The sequence below is a fragment of the Anaerobranca gottschalkii DSM 13577 genome (assembly GCF_900111575.1).
Lineage (GTDB): Bacteria > Bacillota > Proteinivoracia > Proteinivoracales > Proteinivoracaceae > Anaerobranca > Anaerobranca gottschalkii.
This window is the reverse complement of sequence record NZ_FOIF01000013.1, coordinates 16,755-32,067: the sequence shown is the minus strand read 5'-3', so window position 1 is coordinate 32,067 and position 15,313 is coordinate 16,755. Positions and strand designations below refer to the sequence as shown.

Annotated in this window: 14 protein-coding genes; 1 reads left to right on the top strand and 13 read right to left on the bottom strand. The window is 34.9% G+C overall.

Annotated elements, in window-relative coordinates; all coding sequences use genetic code 11:
• Positions 1-266 precede the first annotated feature (266 nt).
• The 13 genes from kamE to moaA form a co-directional block, all read right to left on the bottom strand.
• Positions 267-1,013, bottom strand: a complete 747-nt coding sequence (gene kamE / locus BMX60_RS05125) for a lysine 5,6-aminomutase subunit beta (RefSeq protein WP_091349891.1) — start codon at positions 1,011-1,013, stop codon at positions 267-269.
• Positions 1,014-1,015: 2 nt separating this feature from the next.
• Positions 1,016-2,596 (bottom strand): lysine 5,6-aminomutase subunit alpha, encoded by a 1,581-nt coding sequence (gene kamD, locus BMX60_RS05120; protein WP_091349888.1) that lies wholly within the window; start codon positions 2,594-2,596, stop codon positions 1,016-1,018.
• Positions 2,586-4,226, bottom strand: coding sequence for a lysine 5,6-aminomutase reactivase ATPase KamC (gene kamC, locus BMX60_RS05115; RefSeq protein ID WP_091349886.1), 1,641 nt, complete (start codon positions 4,224-4,226; stop codon positions 2,586-2,588). The genes kamD and kamC overlap by 11 nt, the downstream gene beginning before the upstream one ends.
• A gap of 11 nt (positions 4,227-4,237) precedes the next feature.
• Entirely contained in the window at positions 4,238-5,236 is a 999-nt protein-coding gene (gene kamB, locus BMX60_RS05110; protein WP_091349884.1) for a lysine 5,6-aminomutase reactivase subunit KamB, read from the bottom strand.
• The gene (gene kamA, locus BMX60_RS05105) at positions 5,233-6,477 is read right to left on the bottom strand and encodes a lysine 2,3-aminomutase (RefSeq protein ID WP_091349882.1); all 1,245 of its coding nucleotides are present in this window, start codon (positions 6,475-6,477) and stop codon (positions 5,233-5,235) included. Before kamA ends, kamB begins: the two co-directional genes overlap by 4 nt.
• Positions 6,478-6,491: 14 nt before the next feature.
• Positions 6,492-7,526, bottom strand: a complete 1,035-nt coding sequence (gene kdd / locus BMX60_RS05100; RefSeq protein WP_091349880.1) for an L-erythro-3,5-diaminohexanoate dehydrogenase — start codon at positions 7,524-7,526, stop codon at positions 6,492-6,494.
• A gap of 90 nt (positions 7,527-7,616) precedes the next feature.
• Positions 7,617-8,975, bottom strand: coding sequence for a sigma-54 interaction domain-containing protein (locus BMX60_RS05095; protein WP_091349878.1), 1,359 nt, complete (start codon positions 8,973-8,975; stop codon positions 7,617-7,619).
• 79 nt (positions 8,976-9,054) lie between these two features.
• On the bottom strand, positions 9,055-9,210 hold the full coding sequence (locus tag BMX60_RS05090; RefSeq protein ID WP_091349875.1) for a XapX domain-containing protein: 156 nt from the start codon (positions 9,208-9,210) through the stop codon (positions 9,055-9,057).
• 65 nt (positions 9,211-9,275) lie between these two features.
• Entirely contained in the window at positions 9,276-9,692 is a 417-nt protein-coding gene (locus tag BMX60_RS05085; RefSeq protein ID WP_091349873.1) for a YwiB family protein, read from the bottom strand.
• Positions 9,693-9,720: 28 nt separating this feature from the next.
• Positions 9,721-10,587 (bottom strand): agmatinase, encoded by an 867-nt coding sequence (speB, locus tag BMX60_RS05080; RefSeq protein ID WP_091349870.1) that lies wholly within the window; start codon positions 10,585-10,587, stop codon positions 9,721-9,723.
• A 1-nt stretch (position 10,588) separates the two neighbouring features.
• A complete protein-coding gene (speE, locus tag BMX60_RS05075) occupies positions 10,589-11,425 on the bottom strand; it encodes a polyamine aminopropyltransferase (RefSeq protein ID WP_091349867.1) in 837 nt (278 codons plus the stop codon).
• 123 nt (positions 11,426-11,548) lie between these two features.
• A complete protein-coding gene (gene moaC, locus BMX60_RS05070) occupies positions 11,549-12,022 on the bottom strand; it encodes a cyclic pyranopterin monophosphate synthase MoaC (protein ID WP_091349866.1) in 474 nt (157 codons plus the stop codon).
• Between the two features lie 2 nt (positions 12,023-12,024).
• Positions 12,025-12,996, bottom strand: coding sequence for a GTP 3',8-cyclase MoaA (gene moaA / locus BMX60_RS05065; RefSeq protein WP_242945712.1), 972 nt, complete (start codon positions 12,994-12,996; stop codon positions 12,025-12,027).
• Positions 12,997-13,144: 148 nt separating this feature from the next.
• On the opposite strand from moaA, the gene BMX60_RS05060 reads away from it, so the two are divergent.
• The gene (locus tag BMX60_RS05060; protein WP_091349863.1) at positions 13,145-15,307 is read left to right on the top strand and encodes a transglycosylase domain-containing protein; all 2,163 of its coding nucleotides are present in this window, start codon (positions 13,145-13,147) and stop codon (positions 15,305-15,307) included.
• The last annotated feature ends 6 nt before the right edge of the window (positions 15,308-15,313 follow it).

The window sequence follows — 15,313 nt, the reverse complement described above, 5'->3', positions numbered from 1 at the left end:
ATGCTAGCATAGTGGTTTCAATCCCTTATAGGTAGGCTAGTAACCCCATCACTTATCCTTATTTTACAGCATTTTTTGAATTTCGTCAATAATTATTTTTTGAAGCATTATGTAAACTAAAACTAAGAGCAAAAATCCCTTAAAGCCTGATATTAAAGGATTTTTGCTCTGTTTTGGTTTGTCGTCGATTGCCAGGGATTTTTGCACTATTGGTGATCGACGACAGTTTTAATTAAAATATTTATATTTTTACCATATGTTATATCCTACTTTATATTTCTCCTGACCATTTCCTTTACTATAAAAGTGGCAACATCTGGTGGTGTTGTTCCTGGACCAAATCCTGCATCATAACCTAATTCTAATGCAAGTTCATGGGTAATTCTAGGCCCTCCTGCTATTAGTACTATTTTATCCCTTATTCCTTCTGCTTCTAGCATTTCAACTAATTCTGTCAAATTAGGTATGTGAACATTTTTCTGAGTAACGACTTGGGATACTAATATTGCATCGGCATCGGTTTCTATGGCTTTTCTGACAAGGGCTTCATTGGGAACTTGGCTTCCCATATTTATAGCATTAATTTCTGGATATCTTTCTAATCCATATTTTCCTGCATATCCTTTCATGTTCATTATAGCATCGATACCAACGGTATGGGCATCTGTCCCAGTACAAGCTGCCACTACTGTAATTTTCCTTTTAATTTTTTCCTTTATAAATTTGTTAATTTCATAAAAATCCATTGTTTCATCTTGGACTTTAGTAACCTTTATTTTAGTAAAGTCTACAGTTTTAGTACATTTACCATAAAGTACAAAAAAGGTAAAACCACTGCCTAAATCGGACATATGGACAACACTAGGTTCATCTAAATTCATTTGTTTTGCTAAAAGTATAGCAGCTTCCCTAGCTTCATCACTGTATTTAACTGGTAGGGTAAAGGATAGTTGAACAGCTCCATCATTTAGGGTATCACCATAGGGCTTGATTTTAGTTAAATCTACTTGCATCTTTAAAACCTCCCCCCATTATCCTTTTGAAAATTTTCCCTTTTCATTATTTCTTCAAAGGGGTTGTAATAATCCTTAGCTTTGTTAACTACCCCATCTAATCCTTTACCACCATCCATAGTCCTTTTTATATTTGCAAAATACCCTCTTTCTAAAGCAGTGAATAAGCCAATCTCTTTAATTTCTTCTAATAATAATACTGCTTTAGTTAAAACTTCTTCTGCCCTTTTTTGAATTATTCCATCTTCCCTAAAAATAATTTCATCACCTAGATTTCTGGCAGTATTCATAACATATTTAGCATTTTCAATGGCTAAATACCTATCATGCATGAAAGGAGTATGAATTGCCTCTGTCAACATTCCTAATAGTTGGATCCCCTGATTAGTCATTATTGAAGTTAGATTAAATAATCCATTTTGTAAGTATCCTTTAAAAATATTCCCAGTCATGTACTTAGTTGGTGGCATGTATTTTAAAGGACTTTGAGGAAATAATTGTCTAGATAGTTGGGCTTGGGCTATTTCATATAATAACCCGTTTTCTACATCGGGATTTATTTCAAAGGCATGGCCCAATCCCAATTGTTGGGGTTTAAGCCCTGCTAATAATCCTAATTTTTCATTGATAAATTGAGAAGCGATTACAGTATGGCCTTCTTCAATGGCATCGGCGGTAGTTAAATAATTATCTTCTCCAGTATTGATAATTATTTCTGCAAAGCCATTAATAATTCTAGAGAAATTCTGGTCAATTAAAGTCCTCTGCATATTGATATCTCTAAACAATATGCCATATAAGGCGTCATTTAACATCATATCCAATCTTTCCATAGCACCCATAGCAGCTATTTCTGGCATACAAAGCCCTGAACAGTAGTTTACCAATTGAATATATCTTCCTACTTCTTCAGAAACTTCATCTAAAGCTTTTCTCATTATCCTAAAGTTTTCTTGGGTTGCGTAAGTTCCGCCAAACCCTTCAGTTGTTGCACCATAGGGTACATAGTCCAACAAACTTTGACCCGTTGTTCTAATTACAGCAATTATATCTGCTCCATTTCTAGCTGCCGTTTGAGCTTGGATTACATCCTCATAGATATTACCGGTAGCGACTATAACATAAAGCTCTGGTGCCTTTCCTTTGCCTAACCTTTGAATGAATTCCCTTCTCTCTTGTACCCTCTTTCTAATGACATCTAAGCCCCTTTGGGCGTATTCCTCCATTTTACCTTTTAAACTCCCTACCGGTAATGGCTTAATGGCTGTTAAGTCTAACCTACCAGCACTGACTTCCTCTGCCAATTTTTGTGGTGTTAAATTTAGCTGTTCACAGCCATTGACAACCCAGTAAATTAATCCTTGTGAAAGGACACCTTTTTCCAACAAATTATCTACCAGTACATTTACTAATGGAACTCCTTCCCCATCTACTCCATCTATTCCTAATAACCTACCCACTGTCCGTTCCACAGCTACTGTGGTTTTTGGAGTTATTAAAGCCATCACTTGCTCTGCAATGGCATCGGCACTTTCCCTGGCTCTTCTAACGAGATCTTGATCTATTTTTAATTTATCCCCCATTAAATTCACTCCTTTTCCTAACATCTTTTTCTAGCTTATTTTTTGCATTTTCGATTATTTCCTTTGGCAAACCCAGTAATGCCGCTATTTTCAGTCCTTCCCGAGGTACACCTAATTCTATAGCCTTTTCTACCCTATAATCCATGAGCTCTTCTACTGCTTCTACTCCCTTTTTACCATTCAATACCTTTTTTAGTTTGTTTTCTGTAACATTATCTAACCCCACAATTCGAAGCTGCCCAAATTCATCGGACAGCATTTGTTCAAAATGGGTAACCATTACCGATATACTATTTCCTTTATTTAAGTACCTAGCTACAGCATAGGCTAAGGCTCCACCCTCTATAGGGTTGGTTCCCCGGCCTAACTCATCTATCAAATACAACCCTTTTTTATCCCGGTAACCTAATACCTTTTTTAACCCTTTAATTTCTACTCCAAAGGTACTAAGGCCATCATAGATAGATTGTTCGTGATATAGTGAACAATAGATGAATTTTCTGGGATTAAAAACCATTTCTTCACAGGGAACTAAAAAACCCAGTTGAGCTAAGGCAACTGTTAACCCTAAAGTCTTTAATGTCAGGGATTTCCCTCCCATATTAGAGCCGGTAATTACAGTAACTCCACCGGTAAGCTCTAAACTTATAGGGGTCACCTTTTTCCCCCTATTTACTAAAACCCTTTCTAAAACAGGATTTCTCACCCCTTTGAGTTTAATAATATTATCATCGGTTATTATTGGTTTTACCCCATTTATTTCCCGGGAATAATTTGCCTTTGTTAAAAGCCAGTCTAATTTCCCTAAACTTTTACAATTTCCTTGGAATTTAGAGGAAGATTTAAGGAATTCTTTTGTTAAATATTTTCTTACCTTTTCTTCTTCATCCTCTATCTTTTTTTTAAGTTCTTCTAGTTCACCCTTAAGCTTTAAACTCTCTTCCCATTCCTTTATTTTAAACTGAACATGGGTATAGTTTTCCCCATGATAAAAAAGCTGAGGGCATCTAGATAGTTTTTCTACCTTATCCTTATCAAACTTACTAATATTTAAGGTGTTTTCTATGTTAAATAAAACATTAAATTCCCTTTCAATCCCTTTTTTTCTCTTCTCAAGGAGATCATCTAATTCCTGTTTTAACCTTCTATAGCTAATTCTAACCTTTTCTAATTCTGAATTATGTTTCCCTGATAAATAAAATCCTGGACCTTCATTATCTAGGGAAATTATTGTGAAAAAGTCTTCAATTTTATCTAATTTAATTCCAATCTTTCCCTTTATCCCGGTATTTATTATGAGGTCTGCCAATCTTCTTACCCCTACTAACCATTGTTTAATATAAAAGAAATCTAACTCTTCTAAAACTAACTCTGCTGAAGCTTTTTGGATTATCGGAGTTATATCCTTAAGATTTCTCAATAACTCTATTATCTCATTAACTTCATTACTTTCTTTAATTATCTCTAACATTAAGTATGTTAGATTATATTCCTTTTCTAATTTTCCTTTAGACTGAGTAGGGGTTAACTTTTCCTTTTCCCTTTGACCATAAGGGGAATAGGGAGTGACGGAATCCAAAACTTCTTCAAGGTCAATGGCGTTTGAGGTATTACCTATAAAAAACTCCATAAAATCCCTCCCTATTTTAGTGGATCAAATACTGGAATTGGAACTAGTTGTTGTAGGCTATTTACTAAGGCTGTGCTATCAAAACCATAACCTTCTTCAGAAAGGGGATTTACCCCTAAAGCCAAAGGTTTACAACTTTTTAAGACCTCTATTTTCCCGCCACTATCTGTAAACTGTCCATATGCTTTAGGGGAGAGAAAGACCTTTGTTCCATCTTTTACGATAATACCTATTTTATATCCCTTTTTTATCCAAGGAACTATTTTTTGTAAAAAGGAGTCTGTCAATGCTCCTGGGATATATAAAAGGTTTTCTCTATCTCCTTTAAAATACCCTATCAATTGATCAGCTAATAAAGCTGATTTAATAGGCAAAAAATTAATTTCTTCTCCAGAAATCAATTGGATTTTATCTTCCCTTTCTAAAGAAATAGAAGTTTGGGGTAAAGTTAACATATTCAAACGATGTACCGTTTCTCCCACAAGTCTAGTAAAATCCCTACTAAATGCAGCCCCTGTCACAAAGACCATACCGTCGGTCACATAGGGAGAAGCTGCTGCCCTCCGATCAATAGCCCCATCTACTAAAACCTTTCCGCAGCCGTATTTTTTAAAGGTTGAGATGATTTTCTTTAAGTCTGTCGTCCTTTCTGGGCCTCCTAATAAAACCTCTCCATCTTCTTGTAATCTAACCATTACTATTTCTCCAAGGGGGTTGAAAATTCCTGTTCCTTCTAATATTTCATAACTTGATGTAAATTCCTTTAAAGTCTTCTCCCCAGTAGCAACAACGGTTCCTTTTTTTAAGCTAATGGATGGTTTAGGTGTAAAAGTTAAATTATCTATTTTTTCTCCATCTATCCCAATAGATGTTACCCCTAATGTCAAAGGATCTAATAAACTGATTAAATAGTTTAGTGTTACAGTTTTTCCGGTATTTTTACCCATACCAACTATGGATACTGAATATATATCCTGATCCATTAGTTTTTCCTTTAAAATTTGGCTCATTTTCTTCTTCTAGTCCCTCTCTTAAGTTCAGTAGGTTCTATATTAATTTTCTCACCGGTTAGTAATGATTGAACACCTATTGATTCCTTCGCCCCTTGACAGTATTCACAATTACATCCATCTTTATAATCTGTTGGCTGTGAATAAACTGCCATTACCCCTTCGAAATTCCTTAATACTACCCTTGAAGGTGATTGGGAAATTAGGTATTGGGGCATCACCGGTATTTTCCCACCACCACCTGGGGCATCCACTACAAAGGTGGGTACTGCGTAACCAGATGTATGTCCCCTTAAACTTTCTATAATTTCAATTCCCTTACTCACCGGTGTCCTAAAGTGTTCTATCCCCTGTGATAAATCGCATTGGTAAATATAATATGGTCTTACTCTGTTTAACACCAATTCATGGACTAGCTTTTTCATAATATTAGGACAATCGTTAATACCCCTTAATAGAACAGATTGGTTTCCTAAAGGAATTCCCGCATCTGCCAATTTAGCTAATGCCTTTTTACTTTCATCCGTTAATTCTTTAGGATGATTAAAATGGGTATTTATCCAAATTGGATGATATTTTTTCAACATGTTGCACAATTCATCGGTAATTCTTTGGGGTAAAACAACTGGCGTTCTAGTTCCTATCCTAATTATTTCTACATGGGGTATTTCCCTTAAAGATTTAATTATATATTCTAACCTATCATCTGAAACTAATAACCCATCTCCACCACTTATTAAAACATCCCTAACCTCTGTTGTTTTTCTTATATATTCTAAAGCTTTTTCTATTCTTTCTAGTGGCATTGCTTGGTCAGTAACCCCTGCCATTCTCCTGCGGGTACAATGTCTACAGTACATAGCACATTGATCTGTCACCAATAAAAGAACTCTATCGGGATAGCGATGGGTCAACCCTGGAACTGGAGAATCGGTGTCTTCTGATAGAGGGTCTTCCATATCACAACTACTCTTTTCCAATTCTTTAATTACCGGTATCCCCTGTTTCCTTACAGGACAATTAACATCTTTAGGGTCCATAAGTATACCGTAATAGGGTGTAATAGCCATTCTTAAAGTTTTTAAACACTGTTTAATTCCTTCCTCTTCTTCAGGGGTTAATTCCACTAATTCTTTCAACTCTTCTACTGTGGTAATCCGATTTTTCAATTGCCAATGCCAATCATTCCACTGTTCTTCCGTTACATTTTTATACTTCTCTACCTCTTTAAAACTTCTCATTTTAAACTCACCTCCTATACATAAATCTCTTCAAATATCCTTCTTATCTTTTCGCTCTCCCTAATGATTTGTAACGCTATTTCACTATGGCCTTTAGCGTAACCATTACCAATTAACATATCTACATCTTTTCCGATACCTTCAGCACCTAATGCTGCTTTTGTAAAGCTAGTTGCCATACTAAAAAAGTAAACGATTCCCCGATCCCTTGTTACTAAAATACTAGCCATTTCAGTATCCGGTATGTTAACACAGTTAATTGTCACATCTGCCAATTTTTCGGCAGTAGCCTCTTTTACTTTTTCTAAAATCTCCACTGGATTTGTAGCATCCCCTTGAATGACGATATCGGCATAGCCCGTTTCCCTTAATTTTCTACACCCTTCTTCACTGTACTCAATACCTATTACTTTACCTGTTACTCCCGCCCGTTTTTTAGCCTCATAAATAGTCAGCAAACCGGACTTTCCTCCAGCCCCTATTACCACTACAATGTCTGATGGTTTAACTAATCGGGCAGTTTGAGCAGGTGCCCCAGCAACATCGAGGACAGCTAAAGCTAATTTTTCATCTATATCTGTGGGCAGTTTTGCATAAATACCGCTTTGAAATAAAATAGCTTTCCCTTCAATATCCACTTGATCAGAGTTTTCCTTTACAGCTAATATTTTTTCTATTTTTAGAGGGGTTAAAGATAAGGAAACTAATGTAGCGATTTTATCTCCTTCTTGTAAATCTATTTTTCCTTTTAAATCTTCTCCTATTTTTAATACAGTTCCAATCAACATACCACCTGAGCCGGTAACAGGGTTGTGTTGTTTACCCCTTTTTTCCACTGTTTCTAAGATTATAGATTCGATGGTTCTATTTTCTTCCTTTGCCTGTTTTTTAATTTGAGTAAAACTTGCCGAATCAATATTGAGGGTTTTAACATCGATTAATATTTCATTACTGTAAATTTCAGGGTCGTTGGAAATTTTCCAAGCAGGTTGGGGAAGCATACCTTTTTTTTCTATAACTCGATGGGTTCCGTAGGGACAGCCTTTCATAAATTATTCCTCCTTTTCATTTCTATATTATTTAAATTATGCAAATTTAGTGCCAAATAAAAAAGACTGTGATAGTTTAAGTTACCACAGTCAATTCAAATTAAATTGTTTTAACTTATATTGCAAAGTCTGTCTAGGGATCCCTAAAATTTGAGCAGTTTTGGTTATATTTTTGTCATTTGCAAGAAAAACTTCTTTAATTAACTCCTTTTCATATTGAAACAACTTTTCCCGTAAATTAAGGTTTTTGTTTCCATTAACTTGTTGAACTATATGTCCTGGTAAGTCATCTATATCTATTTTCCCACTATCTTTAAAATTAAAAATTGCCTCAATAACATTAGCTAATTCCCTAACATTACCGGGCCAAGTATAATGGTGTAATAAATTAATGACTTCTTTTTTTACTCCAGTAATTTTATTATCAAATTCTTTATTAAATTTATCCAAAAAATGTAACACTAAGGGCTCAATATCTTCTATCCTATCCCTTAATGGCGGGATATATAGTGTAACTACATTTAACCGGTAATATAAATCTTTCCTTAGCAAACCTTTTTCCACCGCTTCTAAAGGATCAGTATTCATAGCTGCCATAATTCTAACATCTACAGGGATTTCTTTTGTATCCCCAATTCTCCTAATTTTTTTCTCTTCTATTGCCCTTAAAATTTTCCCCTGTAAACTCAATGGTAAAGAGTTTATTTCATCTAAAAATAAAGTCCCTCCCCCTGCCAACTCAAAAAGGCCAGGTTTATTTTCCGAACCGGTAAAACTTCCTTTAACTGTACCAAAGAGAATCGATTCCAATAAACTTTCAGGTAGTGCACCACAATTTTGAGCAATAAAAGGTCCATTTTGCCTTGGAGAACTGCTATGGATTGCTTGAACTAATAATTCTTTACCCACACCTGTTTCTCCATAAACTAAAAGGGTAGAACTGCTTCGGGAAACCCTTTGTGCTTTTTTAATTAAATCGGTGATTTTTTTGCTATTTCCAATAATGTCTCCAAATTGATAGAGCTTTTCCTTATCAACTTCACCTTTCCCTAAATTTTTATATAATGATTGTTGTAAGAAATGGATTTTATCAGATAACTGCTTAACTTGGGTAATATCCTTGGAAATTTCCACAGCCCCTAGAAATCCTTTCTGCCCAAAAATAGGCAGTGTAGTGTTGACAGTTACTACCTCTTTCCCTTTAAAATTTGTATATTTCTGTTGCTGGTTATAGATAGGTTTACGGCTTTTTAATACTTTGAGTAACGTACTAGAAGTTCGGTCTAAAGATGGAAATACATCAAGGATATGTTTTCCTATAACATCTTCGGGATGGAGACCATCTAAAAGGGCAGCCTTTGAGTTATAATAAATGGTGATTCCCTTTTCATCTACAGCATGAATACCCTCATCGATGGTTTCTAAAATACTAATTAATAAATCCTTCATCCCCTATCCTCCTCTTGCCCAATTTTGGGCAGTTGATGTATTTTTAAAGCAAGCTTGTATTAAGCTTGCTTTAATTTTTTTAGAAAAACTTTGTAGAGGCAACATAACCAAGCATTATTCCAGCTATTCCCATTAAACCGGCAATATTAGCTGGAGCGGGTATAGGTAAACCAACCTTACCAAAAATAGCTCCTACTAAGCCCCCTGCTACTAAGGCTAGGATAATATCTTTCATAGGTTAGTCCTCCTTTCGATATAGCCCCTCATGTGGAGTTTTCTCCACGCCCACCCACAAATTTGTTAAATCGAATAATAAAATATATTTAATTTTTGATCTTCAATTTTTTCTCCAGCTATTATTAAATCATATTGTAAAGTAATTTTACCTTTATCTTTAATAAGTTCTACCTTTACTTCTTTTGCATCTACTTCTAAAGCAAAGTTACCATATGGAGTTTGATAAACTCCAGTAGTAATTTCCCCGGCTTTAAAAACCTGCCTTAAAGTAGTAGAACCGGTACGGATAAGGGTTACTTTATCTTTTTCTAATTTTAAAGTGGTGGTAGTATTATCTAGACCAGTTCCTTCTGGCTCTTTATAGGTCAGATAAGTAGTTTCTTCTTTAGAGGTTACCGAACCCTCTACTTCTATGGCCAAATCAGAGCGACCAGAACTTGTTTGTTGGCTAGATCTTATTAATATTTGTGCAGCTCGCATAAATACCACCACTTTAAAATTTATTTTATTATTTTATATACATCAATAAACTTTCCCTGATAACCTTAGCTGCTAATACTGAAGTTATGTCACTGACATCATATACAGGGGCAACCTCAATTATATCAAATCCAACTACATTTAAAGATGACATTATTTTTAAACAGTCTAATAATTCTTTTGAGGTTATCCCACCGGCTTCAGGGGTTCCTGTCCCTGGAGCGAAGGCTGGATCTACCACATCAATATCTATGGTAATGTAAATTGGTTTTCCTTTAAGTTCTTCTAAAACCTTTAGCAAAGGTTCTTTGGCTGTGAAGGGGAATAGCTTAGTATGTTTTTGGGCAAATTCCCATTCATCTTTGGTACCAGATCTTATACCAAATTGATAGACATCTTTGACCCCTAAGTCCCTTACTACTTTACCAATAACAGTTGCATGGGAATGCTTTTCTCCGGCATAGTCTTCCCTTAAATCTGCATGGGCATCAAAATGGAGTACTGCTAAGTCTGGATATTTTTCTTTAACTCCTTTGATACAGGCGTAACTAATTAAATGGTCTCCCCCAATAACAAAGGGTATTTTACCATCTTTAGTAATTTGCCCAACTGATTGATATATAATATCTAGGGATTTTTCTACATTACCAAAGGGTAAAGCCAAGTCCCCAGCATCAAAAAAGGGACAATCCGTTAAGTCTTTATGGCAATAAAAGCTGTATTCTTCTAAGTTATATGATACTTCTCTAATTCTTTTTGCAGCAAAACGGGATCCCGGTCTGAAACTTACAGTATAATCCATAGGTGCTCCAAGGAGAACACCTTTAGCTTGGTGATAATTATCCTTGGCTCCAATAAAATTACTTGTATATTCAACATTATTAAATAATCCCATTTTACTCACCTTTAACTAAATCTTGAACAAATTTTGGAAGTTTAGTTGAAGCTAACATTAACTCTGGTGTGAAATATTTAGTTTCGATAGGATATAAGTTATTGATATCAACATCTTCTATTTTGTATTTTTTAGAACCCATGGTAAAACTCCATAATCCACTGGGATAAGTTGGTATACTAGCTAAATATGTCTTAACATATGGGAAGATGTTTCTCAATCTCTTATTAACATTTGTAATTAAATCACCATTAAAGAATGGAGATTCTGTTTGAGCTACCATTAACCCATCTTCTTTTAAAGCTTCATAAATTCCTTGATAAAAATCTTGACTGAAAAGTCCTACAGCTGGTCCCACTGGTTCTGTGGAATCAACTAGTATAATATCATAGGTATTTTTAGATTCATTGATATGCTTAATACCATCTTCTACTTTTACTTCTACTTTAGCCTCACCTGTTAATGCTACTGCGATTTCTGGTAGGTATTGTTTACTTAGCTCAATAACTCTACCATCTATTTCTACTAAAGTTGCTTTCTCAACAGAAGGATGTTTAATTATTTCCCTGATTGTACCTCCATCTCCACCACCAATTACAAGTACATTTTTTGGGTTTGGATGGGTGTAGAGGGCAGGATGAGCTATCATTTCGTGGTATACAAATTCATCTACTACAGATGTTTGTACCATACCATCTAATACTAACATTCTGCCAAAGGCCTCTGTTTCGATCATTGCTAAATGTTGAAATTCTGTTTGTTCTACATGAAGGGTTTTTGTTGTTTTTAAAGACAAACTTACGGAAGGGGTTTGTTTCTCCGTATACCACATTTCCATTATTTAATCTACCTCCTAGTACCTTTTGGTACAAACTTCATAATACTTCCTAAAGGATTATAACAAAAATACTGAGAAAATCAATATTTTGTTTAAAATTAGTATTTGTATTGATAAAAATTTTTACTCTAGGATGATATCAGTTTTTCCACCTCTTTTTTCCACTAATCTAATATCTTTAATTACCATTTTTTTGTCCACTGCCTTACACATATCATAAATAGTTAATAAAGCTACGGAAACTCCAGTTAAAGCTTCCATTTCTACCCCTGTTGAACCAACTGTTTTAGCTGTACAAGTTGCTTCTATATAATTTTCATTTTCATTTATTTCAAAATCGATATCTAGTCCGGAAATCATTATATTGTGACACATAGGAATTAAGTCCCAGGTTTTTTTTCCGCCAAGTATCCCACCTACTTGAGCTACAGAAAGGACATCTCCCTTTTTCATAGACCCTTCTTTCACTTTTTCTAATGTACTTTTATCCATATAAATTTTACCTTTAGCTACTGCTATTCGCTGGGTACTTTTTTTTTCCGATACATCTACCATCTTTGCCCTACCAGCTTGGTTAAAATGAGTGAATTCAGCCATTTTTATCCCCCTATCTGTGACATAAACCTAGAAACTTCATGATTGGATATTTGATGTTTTTCCGGCTTTTCGTTAATTCCTTTTACTATAGCTTTTTTTATTTTCTCAATATCTCCAGTTTTACTCAATTCCTTTAAATTTACTTCATTGTTTCCAAAAAGACATGTTTTTAAAAATCCATCACTGGTTAACCTAATTCTATTACACTGTCCACAGAAATGTTCTCCTACTGGGGTTATAAACCCAAAGGTTCCTATAAAATCAGGTATAGTATAATATTTGGCAGGTCCACTTCCTTTAGGACCGAAACTTTCTCGAACTTCAAATTCCCTTTTTACTAACTCTAAAGCATCTGTCCAAGGAATATATCCTGCTGTCCAACTATTTTTACTTTCCCCTAAAGGCATTATCTCTATGAAACGAACATGTAGAGGTTTATCCTTTGTCAATTTAACAAAATCTAAGATTTCATCTTCATTGAACCCTTTTAACAAAACCACATTTATTTTTACAGGGTTAAACCCTACTTGTATAGATTTATTTATAGCTCTAAATACTTTATCAAAATCATCTTTCCCAGTAATTTTTTGAAATTTATCTCTCTTTAAAGTATCTAAACTAATATTTACCCTCTTTACCCCCGCTCTTTTTAAATCATCTGCCATACCTTCTAGCAAAACACCATTAGTTGTTATAGCTATATCTTCTATTCCATCTATATTAGACACTGTTTTTATAAAAGGGATTAATCCCCTCCTTATTAATGGCTCACCACCAGTTAAACGAATACTGTTAATCCCTAATTGGGCACTGGCTTTAATAATTAAAAGGAGTTCTTCATATGTTAAAATTTTATCATGTCCATATAAATCAACACCGTTTGGGGGCATACAATATTTACATCTAAGATTACAACGATCTATTAAAGAGATCCGTAAATAATTAATTTTTCTCCCAAAATTGTCTTTCAGCATTTTACTGCCTCCTAGGGTCAGAGTAATTTACAATCCCATTATATCATATTCCTTCAATTAATACACTTCTTTCCTAATAACATACGGAGAAAAAGACATAATAAATAAAAAGCATCTAACAAAAAACACCTCTTAAGGAGGAACTATCATGGTTAATGAAAGTCGCAAAGAAAGAAGCATGAAAAAAAAATTAAGATTCTATTATTTAAAGATCTTTATAACTGGCTTTTTAGCTGTTTTCCTAATAGCTTCTTTAACTTTTTCCGGTTACTTATTATACCTAGCATATATAATAAATGATGTACAACTAGAAAGTAATATTTACCCTACAACTATTTTTGATAATAAAGGAGAGCCTATTGGTACAGTAGAGGCTAGTAGTAAAATTTACGTACCCTTAAAGGATATAAGCCCTTACTTTATTAATGCCGTTATCGCAGTAGAAGATAATGTCTTTTATTCCCATATAGGGGTAAATCCTTTAGGTATCCTCCGGGCTTTATACACAAACATTAGAGAAAGGAGAATTACCCAAGGGGGTAGTACTATTACCCAACAATTAGCTAAAAACATATTTTTAACAAGTGAAAGGACCCTTGACCGTAAACTGAGAGAGTTAGTTTATACCTTAAAATTAGAGTTAAATTATAGTAAAGATGAAATTTTAGAAGCTTATTTAAATAATATCTATTACGGTCATGGCAACTATGGTATTGGTGCAGCCAGTGAATTTTATTTCAACAAACACCCTAGAGAACTTACATTAGAAGAAGCAGCTTTGTTAGCGGGAATTATCCAAGGCCCTTATCTTTATACACCCCTAAGACCAGCAAACTTAGAACCCCAACCAAATACAGGACAATCCCGAACCTACACCCGCAGAGCTTTTGTTCTGACAAGAATGGTCCAACAAGGATACATTAGTGAAGAAGAAGGAGAAAGGGCAAAAGAACAACCAATAACTGTAGTTACTAGGGAAGAGAGGTTAGAACAACCCCAGATCCCTCTCTTTGTATTAACTGAACTAGATCGTCTAGAAAAGGAATTAGGTTTTGTTAATGGTCAGCTCCGTTCAGGTTATAATATTTTTACTACCATAAATTATCAGGCTCAAATTGTCGCTCAACAGGTAATAGGTAATTTTAGGGATATTTTGCCTCAAGATAAGAAAGAAGATGAAAATATTTCAGCAGCTTTAGTAGCTTTAGACCCTAAAACTGGGGGAATTTTAGCAATGGCTGGAGGGATCAACGCATTTCAAGGGATTCCTCAGCCTGGTTCTGCTATGAAACCCCTTGTCTATGCTTATGGTTTAGAATCACAGGTTTATACATTGACAACAGAACATTTTTGTGGCGAAACTTTAGGGAGAATACCTCAAGCTCCTGGTTATGACGTTTCAGATTATGGTAGCAGATATCATAATCGATACTTAACTATGCGGGAAGCTATAATTGATTCTTGTAATGTTTATGCTGTTTTAACAAATTCCCATTTAGGACCTGAAAACACCCAAAAATTTGCATATCACTTAGGTTATAAAGGTCCTTTACAGCCTGTCCCTGCAATGGTCCTTGGTCCTAATGGAGTTAATCTAAATAATATGGCTAGTGTCTACGCTGTATTTGCCAATGGCGGTTATTTAAGGGAACCATATATTATTGAAGAAATCCATGATAGATTCGGTAATATTATCTACCGTAGGCCACCACAAATACCAACTAAAGTCCTTTCAGAGGAAACGGCATTTTTGATCACCGATGCCTTAAGGGATGTCTTAAGAAGGGGAACAGCCAGTAGTGTTAGTAATTTAATTCCCTCTAGAGATGCTGCTGTAAAAACTGGAACTACTGAACATTACGCCTTTATTGCTGGATATACTCCTGAAATGGTTACAACAACCTATATAGGCTTTAATAACCCTACAGGAAAATTAGAGCTCCTTGGGGGAAGAGATGCTGGAAGGCTTTGGGCTACCTTTACAAATACAGCTTTAAATCGGATGTTTGGTGAAAATATAGGGGGAGTCTTTTCCCCTCCCCCTGGCATAGTTCAAAAAAATATTTGCCGTGAAACCCTATTACTGGCTAGTCCCCAATGCCCCCTTACCTTTACAGAATACTTTATCATTGGCACAGAACCTAAATCCAGTTGTAATTTACACCAAAATAATGTTACAGAATTAAATGTTTGTCTTCAATCTTGGGGTATAGCAACTGAATATTGTCCTTCTACATTAGTGAGAAGATTTAGGTTTTCACCTGGTCAATGGGTACCTAATTTCCAATGTCCTATCCATACTGGTCAATAGCCTTAA

Excerpts from the sequence above, each read along its gene's own strand:
- kamC (WP_091349886.1), bottom strand. The coding sequence starts at position 4,226 with ATGGAGTTTTTTATAGGTAATACCTCAAACGCCATTGACCTTGAAGAA.
- moaC (WP_091349866.1), bottom strand. The coding sequence starts at position 12,022 with ATGGCTGAATTCACTCATTTTAACCAAGCTGGTAGGGCAAAGATGGTA.
- BMX60_RS05095 (WP_091349878.1), bottom strand. The coding sequence starts at position 8,975 with ATGAAGGATTTATTAATTAGTATTTTAGAAACCATCGATGAGGGTATT.
- speB (WP_091349870.1), bottom strand. The coding sequence starts at position 10,587 with ATGGGATTATTTAATAATGTTGAATATACAAGTAATTTTATTGGAGCC.
- BMX60_RS05060 (WP_091349863.1), top strand. The coding sequence starts at position 13,145 with ATGGTTAATGAAAGTCGCAAAGAAAGAAGCATGAAAAAAAAATTAAGA.
- kamD (WP_091349888.1), bottom strand. The coding sequence starts at position 2,596 with ATGGGGGATAAATTAAAAATAGATCAAGATCTCGTTAGAAGAGCCAGG.
- speE (WP_091349867.1), bottom strand. The coding sequence starts at position 11,425 with ATGGAAATGTGGTATACGGAGAAACAAACCCCTTCCGTAAGTTTGTCT.
- kamE (WP_091349891.1), bottom strand. The coding sequence starts at position 1,013 with ATGCAAGTAGATTTAACTAAAATCAAGCCCTATGGTGATACCCTAAAT.
- BMX60_RS05085 (WP_091349873.1), bottom strand. The coding sequence starts at position 9,692 with ATGCGAGCTGCACAAATATTAATAAGATCTAGCCAACAAACAAGTTCT.
- BMX60_RS05090 (WP_091349875.1), bottom strand. The coding sequence starts at position 9,210 with ATGAAAGATATTATCCTAGCCTTAGTAGCAGGGGGCTTAGTAGGAGCT.
- kamB (WP_091349884.1), bottom strand. The coding sequence starts at position 5,236 with ATGAGCCAAATTTTAAAGGAAAAACTAATGGATCAGGATATATATTCA.
- kamA (WP_091349882.1), bottom strand. The coding sequence starts at position 6,477 with ATGAGAAGTTTTAAAGAGGTAGAGAAGTATAAAAATGTAACGGAAGAA.
- kdd (WP_091349880.1), bottom strand. The coding sequence starts at position 7,526 with ATGAAAGGCTGTCCCTACGGAACCCATCGAGTTATAGAAAAAAAAGGT.
- moaA (WP_242945712.1), bottom strand. The coding sequence starts at position 12,996 with ATGCTGAAAGACAATTTTGGGAGAAAAATTAATTATTTACGGATCTCT.